Source organism: Pseudomonas sp. MNR3A (assembly GCF_009650575.1).
GTDB classification, from domain to species: Bacteria; Pseudomonadota; Gammaproteobacteria; order Pseudomonadales; family Pseudomonadaceae; genus Aquipseudomonas; species Aquipseudomonas machongensis.
This window is the reverse complement of sequence record NZ_VZZS01000008.1, coordinates 181224-197878: the sequence shown is the minus strand read 5'-3', so window position 1 is coordinate 197878 and position 16655 is coordinate 181224. Positions and strand designations below refer to the sequence as shown.

Here is a 16655-nt window from a genome sequence, read left to right as displayed (position 1 = left end):
CTTCGAGACCGTTATGGCTACATCACGCAGGAGTATGCCCATGCCCGACCGATGAAACCCTGAACCTCAATACACACTGATGCGACTCAACCCAAGGATAAATGAACATGGCTACCGAACAGGAACTGAAAAAACTGCTTGCCGAAAAATTCGGCAAGAAAGAGGCCGATATCAACGGCGCAACAAAAGTTTCCGACATCGTCAGCAGTACCTCAAAACTGGTTCGATACCTTAATGACGATTTAGGAACCGACCTGGCAGAAAGCGATATCCAAGACGCCGAAACCTTCGACGATTTGTTCAAGGCTGTTAAGTGACATGTCCTATCCGCCTGGCCTTCTCAGGCCAGGCGGCGCTTCAGTGCGGCGCAAGTTCCGCGATGCTGATCTCGCGCATCCGGAATTTCTGCACCTTGCCGGTCACCGTCATCGGAAACTCGTCGACGAAGCGGAAATGCCGCGGCACCTTGAAGTGCGCAATGCGCGCCTTGCACCAGGCCTGCAAGTCCTCGACCGTGGCGCTGTGCCCGGGATGCAGCTTGATCCAGGCAACGATTTCCTCGCCATAGCGGCTGCACGGAATCCCGATCACCTGGGCATCGGCTACCGCCGGGTGGGTATAGAAGAACTCCTCGAGCTCGCGCGGATAGATGTTTTCGCCCCCGCGGATGATCATGTCCTTGTTGCGCCCGACAATACGCACATAGCCCTGCTCGTCCATCACCGCCAAGTCGCCCGTGCGCATCCAGCGCGCCGGATCGATCGCCTGATGAGTGGCTTCAGGGTTATTCCAGTAGCCAAGCATCACGCTGTAGCCGCGGGTGCACAATTCGCCGATCTCGCCACGCGGGACGATCACGCCCTGCGCATCCACCAGCTTGGTCTCCAACTGCGGTTGGGTGCGTCCAACCGTCGTCACGCGCAGCTCCAGCTCGTCGCCAGGGCCGGTCTGCAGCGACACCGGGCTGGTCTCGGTCATGCCGTAGGCGATCTGCACCTCACCCATGTGCATCTGCTCGATCACCCGGCGCATCACCTCGATCGGGCAGGTAGCGCCGGCCATGATGCCGCTGCGCAGGGTCGAGAGGTCCAGGGTGGTGCACGACGGGTGGTCGAGCATGGCGATGAACATGGTCGGCACGCCATAGAGGATGCTGGCACGCTCTTCGGCCACAGCCTGGAGCGTCAACTCGGGGTCGAACGCATCGTTGGGGTAGATCATGGTGCTGCCGTGGGTGATGCAGCCCAGGTTGGCCATGACCATGCCAAAGCAGTGGTACAGCGGCACCGGGATTACCATGCGGTCCCGTTCGCTCAGGCCCAGGCTTTCGCCGACCATGAAGCCGTTGTTGAGGATGTTGTAGTGGCTGAGCGTGGCGCCTTTCGGCGCGCCAGTGGTGCCGGAGGTGTACTGGATGTTCACCGCCTGGTCGAACTGCAAGCCCTGTTGCCTCACCTGCAGCGTCTGGGGATCGACCTGCCCTGCCCGTTCGGCCAGCGCATCCCAGGGCAGGAAACCGCTGGGCGGGGTGGACGACAGGCTGATGACGCCACGCAGCTCCGGCAGGCGTTCACTCGCCAGCGGTTGCGCACCCAGCTCGGGCACCAGTTCCTGGACCATCGCGTGATAGTCGGACGACTTGAAAGCATCGGCGCACACCAGCCAGCTGCAGCCGGACTGGCGCAGCACGTACTCCAGCTCACCCACCCGGTACGCCGGGTTGATGTTGACCAGGATCGCGCCCACCTTCGCCGTGGCGATCTGCAGGATGCACCATTGGGCGCAGTTCGGCGCCCAGATACCGACTCGATCGCCACTGGCCACGCCCAGGGCAATCAGCGCCCGGGCGTGCACCTCGACCTGCTCGGCCAGCGCCCGCCAGCTGTAGCGCAGGCCTTGGTGCCGCACCACCAGGGCCTCGCGCTCGGGCCAGCGGGTGACGGTGGCGTCGAACGCCTGGCCGATGGTCTGGGTCAGCAGGGGCCGGTCCTGGGGGCCGCGGGTGTAGCTTGGTTGACTCATGAGTGTCCCTTCTTGTGGTTGTTCTGGGCATGACTGAAGCAAGCGAAGGGTACTGTGGCGCACATTTACGTTTACGTAAAGGTGATGATCCAATTGACAGCCCGAAAAGGCAGGTTTACGTTAACGTCAACCACGAGCACCGACCCTGTGGGAGCGGGCTTGCCCGCGATGAGGCCGGACCAGACAACATCGCTGGCCGTTCTGACGGGCATCGCGGGCAAGCCCGCTCCCACAGGGTCGTTGCAGTACCTCGAATTTCAAGAACAACAAGGTGCCCCCATGCATTACCCCAGCCTGAACTTCGCCCTGGGCGAGACCATCGACATGCTTCGCGACCAGGTGCGCACCTTCGCTGCCGCCGAACTCGCCCCGCGCGCGGCGCAGATCGACCACGACAACCTGTTCCCCGCCGACATGTGGCGCAAGTTCGGCGACATGGGCCTGCTGGGTATCACTGTTTCCGAGGAGTACGGCGGCGCGGGCCTGGGCTACCTGGCCCATGTGGTGTCGATGGAAGAGATCAGCCGTGCCTCGGCCTCGGTGGCACTGTCCTACGGCGCCCATTCCAACCTCTGCGTCAATCAGATCAACCGCAACGGCACTCATGAGCAGAAGCTCAAGTACCTGCCCAAGCTGATCAGCGGCGAGCACATCGGCGCCCTGGCCATGAGCGAGCCCAATGCCGGCTCCGACGTGGTGTCGATGAAACTGCGTGCCGAGAAACGCGGCGACCACTATGTACTCAACGGCAGCAAGACCTGGATCACCAACGGCCCCGACGCCAACACCTACGTGATCTACGCCAAGACCGACCTGGACAAGGGCCCGCACGGCATCACCGCATTCATCGTCGAACGTGACTGGAAGGGCTTCTCGCGCAGCAACAAGTTCGACAAGCTGGGCATGCGTGGCTCCAACACCTGCGAGCTGTTTTTCGATGGCGTCGAAGTGCCGGAAGAAAACATCCTCGGCCAGCTCAACGGCGGTGTGCGCGTACTGATGAGCGGCCTGGACTACGAGCGCGTGGTGCTCTCGGGCGGACCGACCGGCATCATGCAGAGCTGCATGGACCTCGTGGTGCCTTACATCCACGATCGCAAGCAGTTCGGCCAGAGCATCGGCGAGTTCCAGCTGATCCAGGGCAAGATCGCCGACATGTACACCCAGCTCAACGCCAGCCGCGCCTACCTCTATGCCGTAGCCCAGGCCTGCGACCGTGGCGAGACCACGCGCAAGGACGCCGCCGGGGTGATCCTCTACACCGCCGAGCGCGCCACGCAGATGGCCCTGGAAGCGATCCAGATCCTCGGCGGCAACGGCTACATCAACGAGTTCCCGGCCGGGCGCCTGCTGCGCGACGCCAAGCTCTACGAGATCGGTGCCGGCACCAGCGAAATCCGCCGGATGCTGATCGGCCGCGAATTGTTCAACGAAACCCGCTGAGCACAAGGAACTGGCGTCCATGGCTACCTTGCACACCCAGATCAACCCGCGCTCGGCGGAGTTCGCCAGCAACAGCGCGGCCATGCTCGAACAGGTCGATGCCCTGCGCACCCTGCTGGCCCAGGTCAGCCAGGGCGGCGGGCCCAAGGCCCAGCAGCGCCACACTTCGCGTGGCAAGCTGCTGCCGCGCGAGCGCATCGACCGCCTGCTCGACCCGGGCTCGGCGTTTCTCGAGATCGGCCAGCTCGCCGCTCATGAGGTGTATGGCGAAGACGTACCGGCAGCAGGCGTGATCGCCGGCATCGGCCGCGTCGAAGGGGTCGAGTGCATGATCGTGGCCAACGACGCCACGGTCAAAGGCGGCTCCTACTACCCGCTGACCGTGAAGAAACACCTGCGCGCGCAGACCATCGCCCTGCAGAACCGCCTGCCGTGCATCTACCTGGTCGACTCCGGCGGCGCCAACCTGCCGCGCCAGGACGAGGTGTTCCCCGACCGCGAGCACTTCGGGCGGATCTTCTTCAACCAGGCCAACATGAGCGCCCTGGGGATCCCGCAGATCGCCGTGGTGATGGGCTCGTGCACCGCAGGTGGCGCCTATGTGCCGGCTATGGCCGACGAAGCGATCATGGTGCGCCAGCAGGCGACCATCTTCCTCGCCGGCCCGCCGCTGGTGAAGGCCGCCACCGGCGAGGTGGTGAGCGCCGAAGAGCTGGGCGGCGCCGACGTGCATTGCCGCACCAGCGGTGTGGCCGACCACTATGCCGATAACGATGAACACGCCCTGGCCATCGCCCGGCGCAGCGTCGCCAACCTCAACTGGCACAAGCTGGGCAAGCTGCAATGCCAGGCGCCGGTTGCTCCGTTGTATGGCGCAGAAGAGCTGTATGGCGTGGTCCCGGCTGACGCCAAGCAACCGTTCGACGTGCGCGAGGTGATCGCGCGGCTGGTCGACGGTTCGGTGTTCGATGAATTCAAGGCCCTGTTCGGCACCACCCTGGTGTGCGGTTTCGCTCACCTGCACGGCTATCCGGTGGCGATCCTGGCCAACAACGGCATCCTCTTCGCCGAAGCCGCGCAAAAAGGCGCGCACTTCATCGAACTGGCCTGCCAGCGCGGCATCCCGCTGTTGTTCCTGCAGAACATCACAGGGTTCATGGTCGGCAAGAAATACGAGGAAGGCGGCATCGCCAAGCACGGCGCCAAGCTGGTGACCGCGGTGGCCTGCGCCCAGGTGCCGAAGTTCACGGTGATCATCGGCGGCAGCTTCGGTGCTGGCAACTACGGCATGTGCGGGCGCGCCTACGATCCGCGCTTCTTGTGGATGTGGCCCAATGCGCGGATCGGCGTGATGGGCGCCGAACAAGCCGCCGGCGTGCTGGCCCAGGTCAAGCGTGAGCAGAGTGAACGCAGTGGCGAAGTGTTCAGCGCCGATGACGAGAAGCAGCTCAAGCAGCCGATCCTCGACCAGTACGAGCGCCAGGGCCACCCCTACTACTCCAGCGCCCGGCTGTGGGATGACGGCGTCATCGACCCGGCGCAAACCCGTGAAGTGCTGGGCCTTGCCTTGTCCGCCGCGCTGAACGCCCCGATCGAACAGAGCCGCTTCGGCATTTTCCGGATGTGACCCATGAGCGATTTTGCCACCCTTGAAGTGATAAAGGACCCTCGCGGCTTCGCCACCCTGTGGCTGAGCCGGGAAGACAAGAACAACGCTTTCAACGCCCAGATGATTCGCGAGCTGATCGTTGCCATCGACCAACTGGGCGAAGACGCCAGCCTGCGCTTCGTGCTGCTGCGTGGCCGTGGTCGGCACTTCAGCGCCGGAGCTGACCTGGCCTGGATGCAGCAGTCGGCGCAGCTGGATTTCAATACCAACCTGGACGACGCCCATGAACTGGGCGAGTTGATGTATGCGTTGCATCGCCTGAAGACGCCGACCCTGGCAGTGGTCCAGGGCGCCGCATTCGGCGGTGCGCTGGGCCTGATCAGTTGCTGCGACATGGCCATCGGCACCGAGGATGCACAGCTGTGTCTTTCGGAGGTACGCATCGGCCTGGCACCGGCGGTGATCAGTCCGTTCGTGGTCAAGGCCATCGGTGAACGCGCCGCACGCCGCTATGCCTTGACCGCCGAGCGCTTCAGCGGTGCGCGCGCCCGCGAACTGGGCCTGCTGGCCGAGGTGTACCCCGCCAGCGAACTGGACAGCCAGGTCCAGGCTTGGATCGACAACCTTCTGCTCAACAGCCCGCAGGCCCTGCGTGCCACCAAGGACCTGCTGCGCGAGGTGGACGACGGCGAGCTGAGCCCTGCCCTGCGTCGTTACACCGAGAACGCCATCGCCCGCATTCGCGTCAGCCCCGAAGGCCAGGAGGGCCTGAGCGCCTTCCTGGAAAAACGCCGCCCCGCCTGGCAGCCCGTCGACAAGGAACCTCGCCCATGAGCCACCCCACGCTGACCACCCTGCTGGTCGCCAACCGCGGCGAGATCGCCTGCCGGGTGATGCGCACCGCCAAGGCCATGGGCCTGACCACCGTCGCGGTGCACAGCGCCACCGACCGTGACGCCCGGCACAGCCGCGAGGCCGATATCCGCGTCGACCTGGGCGGCACCAAGGCCGCCGACAGCTACCTGGTGATCGACAAGCTGATCGCTGCAGCCAAGGCCAGCGGCGCACAGGCGATTCATCCCGGCTACGGTTTTCTTTCCGAGAACGCAGGCTTTGCCCGCGCCATCGAGCAGGCCGGGCTGATCTTCCTCGGCCCACCGGCCAGCGCCATCGATGCCATGGGCAGCAAGTCGGCGGCCAAGGCCCTGATGGAAGCTGCCGGGGTGCCGCTGGTGCCCGGCTACCACGGTGACGCCCAGGACCTGGAGACTTTCCGTGCCGCTGCCGAGCGCATTGGTTATCCGGTGCTGCTCAAGGCCAGTGCCGGCGGGGGTGGCAAGGGCATGAAGGTGGTCGAGCAAGAGAGCGACCTGGCCGACGCTCTGGCCTCGGCACAACGCGAGGCGCAGTCGTCGTTCGGCGATGCACGGATGTTGGTGGAAAAGTACGTGCTCAAGCCTCGGCACGTGGAAATCCAGGTGTTCGCCGACCAACACGGCCACTGCCTGTATCTCAACGAGCGTGACTGCTCGATCCAGCGTCGCCACCAGAAGGTTGTCGAAGAGGCTCCGGCTCCAGGCTTGTCGGCGCAACTGCGCCAAGCCATGGGCGAGGCTGCGGTGCGCGCAGCCCAGGCCATCGGTTATGTCGGTGCGGGCACGGTGGAGTTCCTGCTCGATGCCCGCGGCGAGTTCTTCTTCATGGAAATGAACACCCGCCTGCAGGTCGAACACCCGGTCACCGAGGCGATCACCGGGCTGGACCTGGTGGCCTGGCAGATCCGTGTGGCTTGCGGCGAGGCATTGCCGATCACCCAGGAGCAGGTGCCGCTGGTCGGCCATGCCATCGAGGTGCGGCTGTATGCGGAAGATCCGGCCAATGACTTCCTGCCGGCCACCGGCACCCTGACGCTGTACCGCGAATCGGCGCCAGGCGAAGGGCGTCGGGTCGACAGCGGGGTCAGCGAGGGCGATGTGATCTCGCCGTTCTACGACCCGATGCTGGGCAAGCTGATCGCCTGGGGGCAGGATCGCGAACAGGCGCGTTTGCGCCTGCTGGCCATGCTCGACGAGTTCGCCATCGGCGGCTTGAAAACCAATATTGCCTTCCTGCGGCGCATCCTCGCCCATCCGGCCTTCGCCGCCGCCGAACTGGACACCGGCTTCATTGGTCGTCATCACGAGGTGCTGCTGCCCGCCACGGGCGAGCGCCCGGCGATGTTCTGGCAAGCCGCTGCCGAAGCCTGGCTGCAGAGCGGCTCACCACGGCGGCGCGCAGACGACGGTGACTCGCCCTGGGCCCACAACAATGGCTTGCGCCTGGGCCTGCCGGCTCGCAGCAGCCTGCATCTTTCATGCGACGGTCAGGACCAGGCCGTGGCGCTGCAGAACAGCGCGCCCTCGGCATTCCAACTGCTCGGCGAGCACTTGGTGCAGGATCAGGATGGCCTGCGTCGGCGCTACCTGGCCATTCGTCGCGAAGGGGTGCTGTACCTGCAATGGGCGGGCGAACTGCACGCGGTCATGGCGTTCGATCCGATTGCCGCCGCCGAGGCCAGCCAAAGCCATCAGGGCGGTCTGGGCGCGCCCATGAACGGCAGCATCGTGCGCGTGCTGGTCGAAGCGGGCCAGACGGTGGAAGCCGGAACAGCGCTGGTAGTGCTGGAGGCGATGAAGATGGAGCACAGTATTCGTGCACCGCAGGCGGGGACAGTGAAGGCGCTGTTCTGCCAGGAGGGCGATATGGTCAGCGAAGGGACGGTGCTGGTGGAACTGGAGGAGCGCTGAGGGCCCTGCAGGGGCAAACTGTCTTGTTCAAAATCCAAAGGTCAGCCCAATCCACTGTGGGAGCGGGTTTACCCGCGAACACGGGCGTAGCCCGTGCCAGGCAGCGCGGTGTCTTTTTCGCGGGTAAACCCGCTCCCACAGGAGACTGGCCGATTTTGAACCCTTGTAGGCCGTGTGCCGCCCCTGCAGGAACACCGGGCGGGATCAATGCCGCCCGTGCGACCTCACCACCACGCCCAGCACTTCGAAATCCTCGCCGCACAGCAGCTTCGGGTAGGTCGGGTTCAACGGTTTGAGGTACCGCTGCCCGCCATCCTCGACCAGTTGCCGGAACATCGCCGAGGTGCCCTTCTGTCTGGCGATCACCAGCTTGCCTGGCGCCGCCGGCACGCCCGGATCCACCAGCACCAACATCTGCTCGGGCACGCTGGGGCCGGTCGCTGCGCTCATCAGGTCGCCTTCGACCGGCAACCAGAAGGCCTTGCCCAGCGCCGCATAGTCGGTCTGCTCATAGACGATGCAACCCTCGGGCCACGGCCCGTCGAGCTCGGTCCAGGCCAGCACGGGGTAGCGAAAGCACATGATGTACTGCTGCAGGTCGTCGTCATCCCCGCCTGCCTCGGCCGCATAGGTGCCATTGCGTTCGGCCAGTTGGTCAATGCGTACCATGCGCAGCGAAACATGCAGGTGCGCCATGCCCAGGGCCTGCAAGACCTGGTTCATCATGCCCACCTTCGGCTGGCGAGTGCCGCGCAGCCAATGGCCAACACCGCCCTGGGTCACCCCAACGCGTTCGGCGAGTTGCTCCTGCGAAAGCCCCAGCTCTCGCATCCTTTGCTTGACCAGCGCGATCCATTTTTCCATCGCCCGCACGATACGGACTGCCCATCAGCGCTCAATACACATATTGTATTATTAATCTGATAGTCATGAGTACTTTTCGTATTAGTATTCGAGTGTACTGATTTCCCTATCACGCTCAACAGGTAACAGGATGAAACCGATGACACATCCAGAAAAGGATTTGGACGGCGAAGCCGCGCGTCGCGCGCTCGACTACTACCTCAACCCAACACCACCGCACACCAACATCGACAGTGTGCCCTGGCGGCTGCGCGACGAGGTCTCCCCCGAGCAGGCCAACGCGCACGCTTTGGCCTTGTTGCGCTGCGCAGCCGCCACGGCACAGCAAACCGGCAGCCACCAACAGGGCACGACCCGAGAGGTGCTGTTCGCACTGATGCATATGGTGAACATGGCCCGCGCGATGCTGGAGCAACGGCAAGCGCCACAGGGGCTATGAGAGACGGGAGTACGTGATGGCCGGGTAATGAACATTGCCCGGTTGCCGGACAGAGGAAGCACACAGGAAATTATTTTTCTGGAGGACAGAAAAATCATTTGACTTGTAAATGATAACGATTATTATTGCACTCAGCAGGTCGCGAGACCCGCTGGATAACCTGGAGCCCTCAGGTCGGGCGCTCAGATTATCTCCTCATCAGGCTAATCACGGTTTTTGACCCGGCTTTTTGCCGGGTCATTTTTTTTGGCTCTTCAGGCTAATGAAGAAGGGTTACCGCATTGAATGGCCGCGATGATAGCAAAGGTGTGTCAATTCGTGAATGCGTGTTACAGCGTTTTGCGCAAACAGCACTTGAGAATCAATCTCGTTAAGATTAAGCTGCCTGCGCATCAGGGAGGATGCCCCCTCTCCCCTCTTCTCGCGCAAGGAGCCGTCCATGACCCGTCTGCTGCTGCCCCTCGAGCATGGCCCACAAGTCGTCCATACGCCTACCGAAGACGCGCTGCTGCATGGCCTGAAGCGCTTGCCGCGCCGGGTTCAGCAGGTGTTTCTGCTCAGCCGCCTCGACCAGCTCGGCATCGCTGACATTGCTGCCCGTCTCGACCTGCCCCTGCTGACCGTCGAGCGCCATCTCTTCCAGGCCCTGCAAAGCGCATTACCGCGTGGCGAACCGCTGGCCAGCATTGCCGGGCAATGGTACGTACGCCTGCAAAGCCCGGAAGCGACCACCTGCGAACGCATCGACTTCCGTCGCTGGCTGGACGCCGCACCAGAGCATCTGCAGGCCTTCGAGCAGACCGAATTGCGCTGGCGCAGCCTGCTGGCTCCAGCCCGCCAGTTGGGCCAGGATGGCGGATATCGCAATGGCCGCGCAGCACTCTCGATGGGTGGGTGTTCGATCGCCGTCGGCCTGGGCGTTGCCGCATTGATCGCCTTCGGCCTGCTCGGCTGATACGCCAGCGCTGCGCGCGAGGGCTTGTTGCGTGAGGGGCCAGCACAGACACCCCACCTGTCGTTGAGCTACAGTAGCGTCACAACAAAGCCACAGGAGTCTGGCAATGACCGTGACGCTGTCCCCACTGCAGATCGACTGCGATTTCGATTCCGGCAATATCCAGGTACTGGATGCCAGTGACCCGCGCCTGGTGCGCCTGGCCATCCGTCCCGACACCAATAGCAGCCACTTCCAGTGGTTCCATTTCAAGGTGAGCGGCCTGACGCTGGGGCAGACCCACCGCTTCAGCCTCGACAACGCCCATGAGTCCTCCTACAAGAACGCTTGGGACGGCTACCATGCCGTGGCGTCGTACGACCAGCAGAACTGGTTCCGCGTCCCCAGCAGCTTCGACGGCAAAGCCCTGGCGTTCGATTTCACGGCCGAGCAGCCAGAGGCCTGGTTCGCCTACTTCGAGCCCTATCCGCGCGCACGCCACAACCAGTTGATCGAGCGCGCGCAGAAGATTCCCGGCGTCGAGTTGCTGGCCAGTGGACGTAGCGTCCAGGGCCGCGACATTCCTCTGCTGCGTGCCAGCAAAGGCGCAGGCGCAAAGCGCAAGCTGTGGCTGATCGCCCAGCAGCACCCCGGCGAGCACATGGCCGAGTGGTTCATGGAAGGCGTGATCGACCGTCTTGAAGGCAACGATGCGACGCTTCAGCGCCTGCTTGCCGAAGCTGACCTGTACCTGATTCCCAACATGAACCCTGATGGCGCCTTTCTCGGCCACCTGCGCACCAACTTCAAGGGCAAGGACCTCAATCGCGCCTGGCAGGATGCGAGCGTCGAGCTGAGCCCGGAAGTGTTCTTCGCCCAGAGCCAGATGAAACTGCAGGGCGTCGATGCCTTCATCGATGTGCACGGCGACGAGGAAATCCCCCATGTGTTCACCGCGGCCTGCGAAGGCAACCCGGGCTACACACCGCGCATCGCCAGGCTGGAGGAGCAGTTTCGCAGCACCCTGTGCAGCGTGACCAAGGACTTCCAGACCGTCCATGGCTACACCCGCGACCAGCCTGGCCAAGCGAACATGACGCTGGCCTGCAATGCGGTCGGGCAGACTTACGACTGCTTGTCGCTGACCTTGGAAATGCCGTTCAAGGACCACGACGACAACCCCGATGCCCGCTGCGGCTGGTCTGGCGCACGCTCCAAGGCACTGGCAGGCGCCGTGCTGGAAACGCTGGAAAGCATGGTCAAGGACCTGCGCTGATCACCTGCACCGCGCAGGCCCGCCCGCCGGGCACCTCAGAACTGCACATCGAGAATCACGCTGTCTGTGTAGGTCGCCGCAGGCGGCGTCGCCTGGTCGGTATAGACCTTGGCGTTGTAGTTGAACACCTGGCTGCCGGTACCTGTGCCGGCGCCAGGGTTGACGTTGGCGTCGCTGCTCGCGCGCCGGGCCGCGCCCACCGAACCCCAGCGCACGGTGCCGGCGCTCTTGAAGATGTCGTACGCCAGGTAGTTGTTCGCCGTGGACTTCATCCGCCGACGCCCGGCCGACACATTCTGCCCATCGTCCAGACCGACCGTATAGTTGCTGCCTTTGGTACAGGCGATGTTGATGCTCTGGTTCACCGTCGCGAACCCGGCCACCACCGGCGCACTGGCGAAACTGATGTTGGGGGTGGTGATCTGGCAGTCGTTGCTGACGGTCAGTGTCACTGTCAGGGTCTGCGTGCCGCTGCCGATGTCCCGCCCCAGGCAGATATTGCCCAGACCGATGCCTGAGCAATAGTTCCAGTCCCAGAAGATCGACAGGGTCTCGGTGTAGACGCCTGCGGCAACGTTGGCACCGACCACGGTGCGCAGGTACAGCGGCACCGACTTGGGCGAGGTCCCGTTGAGCAGCCCCAGGGCGTCGATGATGCCGTTGGGCGCGAAATCGAAACGGGTGCCGCGGCTGATCGGAAAGTTGGTGGTGTTGTTGGCGTAGATCGTATAGGGGATGACGTCGCCAGTTGGCCCGACCATGCCCGTGCGGGTGGAGGTGATGGTGGCGTAGAAATGGTCGCTGCTGGTCAACAGCGACAACAGCGAGCCGGTGCACGACAGCCCGGCATTTGTGGTCGAAGCCGGTTGCACCGTGGTGCGCACCAGCGTCGAATTGATCGTGCCGAAGGACGCAGGCACCGTGGCCCCCAACGAACAGGCCGACCACGCCTGAGCGCAAACGGCACACAGGCCGACCCCCAGCAAAACACTGCCCAGGGCGTTCATCGGCACACCAGTGGGCCGATCAGCGGAATCGGCCCCTCCCCGTCAGGCAGGTCGAACTCGACCTGGCACTGCCCGCCATCGGCAACGTCCACCTGCAAGCGATTGTGCGCCGAGAGGTTCTCCAGGTAGACCAGGCCATCCCAGCCCACCACGGCCTCGCTGCCGCTCTGGATATCCCTGACCCGACTGCCCAGCTTGAGCTCCTGCTGGTTGGCATCGACCAGCACGATGCTCGCTGCCAGCACCCGCTTGAGCTGGAACTCCAACAGATAGCCACTGCCCCGACGCACCGCGACGCGTTGCTCGACCGTCGATGCCAGCACATCGGCGGGCAGCTCCATGGGGTCGATCTCGTACTTGCCGCGGTAGTAGCCGCTGCTGTAAGGCACCAACAGACGACCATTGCGGTCGGTGCGACCGACCACCTGGTTTTCGTAGCGCACCGGCACATCGGCGTAGCCACTGGTGCTGACGACCACGAAAGCATCATCGATACGGTTGGCGGCGAACATGCCCGAGTCCATCAGCACCAGCGAGCCGCTGGCATCGGCCCAGCGCGTCATCTCGTCGCTGCTGCCGTAGACCCCCGCCTGCAACTGCACGGATTGCAGGCGCCAGGTGACATCGGCCTGCCGATAGGCGCCGCGATCACCACCATTGGCATAGCCAAGGTTGTACCCCACACCGCCACCCACCGGCACTGCGCGGCTGTAGTTGACCCGCTGCAGGTCCTGGCCGTCCTTGCTGCGCTCGGCGCTGAAGGCCAGGGTGCCATGGGTGTCGAACGGGACCACCAGCTGCGCCTGCACCGCCCACTGGCTGTCACCGACATCGCGGTTGGCCGACAGGTACAGGCTGCTGTTGCGCCACAACGGCTTGCTCCAGCTCAGGTTGATCAGCCGCGTGCGCGAGCCATCCCCTGCGCGTACGTCGAAATAGCCAGCACCGACGCTGCCGTAGCGATCCAGGTTCAGGCTTACGGTCGCCTGCTCGCTACGCGTGCTCAGGCGGGTGTAGGGGTTGTCGACCAACGTCAGGTCGGCGTAGTCGCCATGCCGCTCGATCCGCTGGTAGTTGAAGCCGATACGCCGGCTGTTGTACTGGTAACCCAAGGCCACCTGCTGCCCGGTGTCGCCCTCTAAACGGCTCTGCGCCACGGCGGCGTTGAGCACACCGAAGGTTCCCAGGCGCAGGTTGCCCCCCAGGCCACCGAGCATCATCGACTCGGCCGTTTCGGCATGGGTCTCGAGGGTGAAGTAGTCGGACACACCATGGCGCAGGCTCGCCGAGGCAACCGCCGGCCCGTAGCCGAAATCCTTCACGGCATAGTCGCGACGAAGGCTGCCGGCAGCCACCGAAAAGTCCGACAGCCCCTCGGCCAGCAAGCTGCTGGTCACGTAGAACGGCAAGGTCGTCGAGACCTGGCGCCCGAGCGCATCGGTGGTCACCACCACGGCTTCGCCAGCACCGTTGATGAACGGCACGTTGGTGAGGGTGTAGGGCCCAGGTTGCAGATCGGTGGTGCTGGTCTTGTAGCCGTTGATGAACAGGTCCAGCGAAGTGGGTACCGCCGCCTCACCCGCAAAGGCCGGCAGCGGATAGGTGACCAGATCCGGGCGGGCGGCGAAGTCGCGGGACACCTGCAAGCCGCCGACCCGCACTGAGCTGCTCCAGGGCAAGGCGCTGGTGACCAGATCGCCTGCCTCGTAGGTCAACAGGCGCTGCTCGTCGGTGAAACGCCAGGTGGTGTCGTAGCGCAGGAAACCTTCGCGGCTCTGATTGTTAGGCGCGCCGTTGAACGATTCACGCCACTGCCCGGTGGTGGAGAAGGTGCCCCAACTGTCGAACACCCGCAGCTCGTTCCAGGCGGCAAGATAGGTGCCAGCATCATCGGTGTCGTTCAGGTACAGATCGTAGTTGAGCAAGGCACCGAAACTGCTGCGCGCATCGCTGGCCGGGTACAGGTTGCGCCCGCCGAACTGCTGGTCGGGCAGCCAGGCCGGCGGCACCTGCAGCAGCAGGCGCTGGTTTTGGCTGTCGTAGTCCACATGCAGGCCGGCGATACCCTCCAGCGCCACCTCGCCTTGAGGATCGCCCGGCACCAGGATGCCCGCCGCACGCAGCGCATCGCTGGCCACATACAGTCGCCCAGCGCGCTGCTGTACCGGCACCAGCTCAGCCTTGGGCACCTGGTTCACCAACAGATCCAGGTACAGGGTGGCATCGGCAATCGCCGTGCTCTCTGCCGGAGGTGGCGGCAGATCGTCGGCCACGCCAAACACCGGCCCGAGCATCGCCAGACTCAGCCACCACCGGCGCGCCGCTCGCCGCCAGCCACTCACACACGGTTTCCAACCATCGGCGGGTCCTCCCTGGCCCCTCCACTACCCGCATTTGCAGGTCACTGCCCTTGGCTGATGGCCTGAGCCACCTCCTGGCCATTGACCCGTCCCTTCAGCACGCTGCTTGCGCCCAGTGCGGCAGATGCCGGCCAGCGCATGCTGGCCCCCGGCAGCACATAACCCAGCAAACCCTCGACCAGCGGTTTCTGCTGGCCTCCTTGCTGCAGCACCACATCGGTGAGGCGCGCATGCACCGGCCCGGTGTTGCGCAGCTCGACATACGGCTTGCCCTGTACCGTCACTGCACGCCAGCTCAATTGAGGCTTGCCGACACCTTCGGCGCTACGCTTGCCCTCGGGGTCGGGCTTGCCCCACAGGCCTTCGCCATACACGAACAGCGGGACCGAATAGCGCATCTGCAGGCGAATGGCTGCCTTCGGCCCTTCGGTATTGCTATCGGGCGGAGTTGGCGAGGGGATCTCGTCGATGATGATCCGGTAGGCTTGCTCCTGGCCCACCGGCGAGGTGCCCGTGCGGGTCAGCCGGATCAGTTGCTTCTGACCTGGCGGAATATTGGCCACAGGGGGGCTGCCGATGATCTCGCGCTGCGCCTGGAACTGCTCCTGATAATCGCCCTGACGCCAGGCGAGCACCCGCACTTGCAGGCTGGCCGGCGCGCTACCGCGGTTCTCCAGCCATAGCGCGCCGGCCTTCTGGTCGGCCTCGAGCACCGGATCGATCGGCCAGATCAGCACCGACGTCGCTGCTGCCACCGGCAGGCTGGCCAGTAGCAATGCCCCGATGATGATGTTCCGCGCCGTGTTCGCTCCTGCCCCCATGCCGCTCTCCTCTGTCTTGTCGATAGCCGTGCCTGAACGTGCGGATCACCGTCACCAGGTCACTGTCACTTGCACTACATCGGTGTAGGTCCCCGCCGGCACATTGCCGGGCAACTGGATGCGGCCATACACCGGCAACTTGATCGCCGTCGGATCGCTATAGCTCACCGGCACGCTGGTACCGATGGTCAGGGCCTGGCTCAACGCCGCATCGCGAAACAGCTGGTAGGCCACCAACTGCGTGCCGCCACTGCGCTTGAGATTGCGCGTGCCGCTGGCACTGTTCTGCCCACCATCGAGGCTCATGCTCAGGGCCACGCCCGGCGTACATTGAAAGGTCACCGTGGTGCCGCCCAGCGCGGTGCTCAGGGTGGCGGTGGACAGCGCCGACTGGGCGCCGAAATCGAGTACGCCGTAGGCGCTCACGCCGCCGACCACCAGGCAGCCTGCGGTGATCTGCGCGCTGACCTGGAAGGTACTGGTGGTCGCTGCCGTCGAGGGCAGCGTCCACACCAGCCACAGGCCCGCCAGCAGTGCGTGGGACCAACCGCGCATGGGTCAGAAGGTCAGCTCGACCGCGACCGTGTCGGTGTACACCCCGGCCGGCAGGCCCGCCTTGCCGCGCGCCTGGCCGTACAGGTTGACGGTCTGGGCGACACCCGTGCTGGTCGGCAGGGTGATGGTGCCGTCGATGGCCAGCAGTTGCGTACGACCGGTGTCGGTGTAGAAGTCGTACGGCACGAAGTTGCCAGCGCCATCGGCCAACGCGCGCGTCCCGCCGCTGGAGGCTCCGTCGTGGGCACCGGCCCGCACACGTATCGCCGGCACGGTGCCAGCCGAGCAGAGAATGCTCATGGCCCCGCCGCCGCCACCGAGCACCTGGCCATTGGCAGTGGTGAACAGAGCATCCTGGGTGCCGAAGTTCAGGCTACCGAAATTGAGTCCGGAGGTGCCGGCGCTGCCATTGACCTGGCAGGCCGAGATCAACGTCAGGGTCGAGTTGATCGTCCCGGTCACGGTGGCCGCCTGGGCCTGGGCCGCCAGGGCAAGACCCAGGGCGGTGAGGATGCAGCGGATCGATGTGCTTGCCATGG

At 64.4% G+C, this 16655-nt stretch carries 15 protein-coding genes; 8 read left to right on the top strand and 7 right to left on the bottom strand.

Annotated elements, in window-relative coordinates; genetic code table 11:
* The first annotated feature begins 107 nt into the window (after window positions 1-107).
* Window positions 108-317 (top strand): hypothetical protein, encoded by a 210-nt coding sequence (locus tag F6X62_RS06310; RefSeq protein WP_153772987.1) that lies wholly within the window; start codon window positions 108-110, stop codon window positions 315-317.
* Between the two features lie 40 nt (window positions 318-357).
* Here F6X62_RS06310 and F6X62_RS06305 read toward each other — a convergent pair whose 3' ends face one another.
* Window positions 358-2022, bottom strand: a complete 1665-nt coding sequence (locus F6X62_RS06305) for an AMP-binding protein (RefSeq protein WP_153772986.1) — start codon at window positions 2020-2022, stop codon at window positions 358-360.
* A gap of 279 nt (window positions 2023-2301) precedes the next feature.
* Here F6X62_RS06305 and F6X62_RS06300 point away from each other — a divergent pair, with 279 nt between their 5' ends.
* Genes F6X62_RS06300 through F6X62_RS06285 form a run of 4 tightly spaced genes read left to right on the top strand, consistent with a single transcriptional unit; the run spans window position 2302 to window position 7860 of the window.
* Entirely contained in the window at window positions 2302-3465 is a 1164-nt protein-coding gene (locus F6X62_RS06300; RefSeq protein WP_153772985.1) for an isovaleryl-CoA dehydrogenase, read from the top strand.
* Between the two features lie 19 nt (window positions 3466-3484).
* On the top strand, window positions 3485-5092 hold the full coding sequence (locus tag F6X62_RS06295; protein WP_153772984.1) for a carboxyl transferase domain-containing protein: 1608 nt from the start codon (window positions 3485-3487) through the stop codon (window positions 5090-5092).
* A gap of 3 nt (window positions 5093-5095) precedes the next feature.
* Window positions 5096-5908 carry a gamma-carboxygeranoyl-CoA hydratase gene (locus F6X62_RS06290; protein ID WP_054894741.1) on the top strand — a complete coding sequence of 271 codons (813 nt, stop codon included), beginning with the start codon at window positions 5096-5098 and terminating at the stop codon, window positions 5906-5908.
* Window positions 5905-7860, top strand: a complete 1956-nt coding sequence (locus F6X62_RS06285) for an acetyl/propionyl/methylcrotonyl-CoA carboxylase subunit alpha (protein WP_153772983.1) — start codon at window positions 5905-5907, stop codon at window positions 7858-7860. The genes F6X62_RS06290 and F6X62_RS06285 overlap by 4 nt, the downstream gene beginning before the upstream one ends.
* Window positions 7861-8064: 204 nt before the next feature.
* Here the strand turns inward: F6X62_RS06285 and F6X62_RS06280 are convergent, their stop codons facing one another.
* Window positions 8065-8724 (bottom strand): S24 family peptidase, encoded by a 660-nt coding sequence (locus tag F6X62_RS06280; protein ID WP_234465131.1) that lies wholly within the window; start codon window positions 8722-8724, stop codon window positions 8065-8067.
* 130 nt (window positions 8725-8854) lie between these two features.
* On the opposite strand from F6X62_RS06280, the gene F6X62_RS06275 reads away from it, so the two are divergent.
* The 3 genes from F6X62_RS06275 (at window position 8855) to F6X62_RS06265 (ending at window position 11373) form a co-directional block, all read left to right on the top strand.
* Complete coding sequence (locus tag F6X62_RS06275; RefSeq protein WP_153772982.1) at window positions 8855-9163, top strand: DUF6124 family protein; 309 nt, start codon at window positions 8855-8857, stop codon at window positions 9161-9163.
* A 439-nt stretch (window positions 9164-9602) separates the two neighbouring features.
* Window positions 9603-10118 carry a DUF4880 domain-containing protein gene (locus F6X62_RS06270; protein WP_153772981.1) on the top strand — a complete coding sequence of 172 codons (516 nt, stop codon included), beginning with the start codon at window positions 9603-9605 and terminating at the stop codon, window positions 10116-10118.
* Window positions 10119-10224: 106 nt separating this feature from the next.
* A complete protein-coding gene (locus tag F6X62_RS06265) occupies window positions 10225-11373 on the top strand; it encodes a M14-type cytosolic carboxypeptidase (protein WP_153772980.1) in 1149 nt (382 codons plus the stop codon).
* A 35-nt stretch (window positions 11374-11408) separates the two neighbouring features.
* Here the strand turns inward: F6X62_RS06265 and F6X62_RS06260 are convergent, their stop codons facing one another.
* The 5 genes from F6X62_RS06260 to F6X62_RS06240 form a co-directional block, all read right to left on the bottom strand.
* Window positions 11409-12380, bottom strand: a complete 972-nt coding sequence (locus F6X62_RS06260; protein WP_153772979.1) for a spore coat U domain-containing protein — start codon at window positions 12378-12380, stop codon at window positions 11409-11411.
* The gene (locus F6X62_RS06255; RefSeq protein ID WP_153773091.1) at window positions 12377-14674 is read right to left on the bottom strand and encodes a fimbria/pilus outer membrane usher protein; all 2298 of its coding nucleotides are present in this window, start codon (window positions 14672-14674) and stop codon (window positions 12377-12379) included. The genes F6X62_RS06260 and F6X62_RS06255 overlap by 4 nt, the downstream gene beginning before the upstream one ends.
* Before the next feature lie 107 nt (window positions 14675-14781).
* Complete coding sequence (locus F6X62_RS06250) at window positions 14782-15561, bottom strand: molecular chaperone (RefSeq protein ID WP_153772978.1); 780 nt, start codon at window positions 15559-15561, stop codon at window positions 14782-14784.
* Between the two features lie 51 nt (window positions 15562-15612).
* A complete protein-coding gene (locus F6X62_RS06245; RefSeq protein WP_153772977.1) occupies window positions 15613-16116 on the bottom strand; it encodes a spore coat U domain-containing protein in 504 nt (167 codons plus the stop codon).
* A 3-nt stretch (window positions 16117-16119) separates the two neighbouring features.
* Window positions 16120-16653, bottom strand: a complete 534-nt coding sequence (locus tag F6X62_RS06240) for a spore coat protein U domain-containing protein (RefSeq protein ID WP_054894731.1) — start codon at window positions 16651-16653, stop codon at window positions 16120-16122.
* Between the last annotated feature and the right edge of the window lie 2 nt (window positions 16654-16655).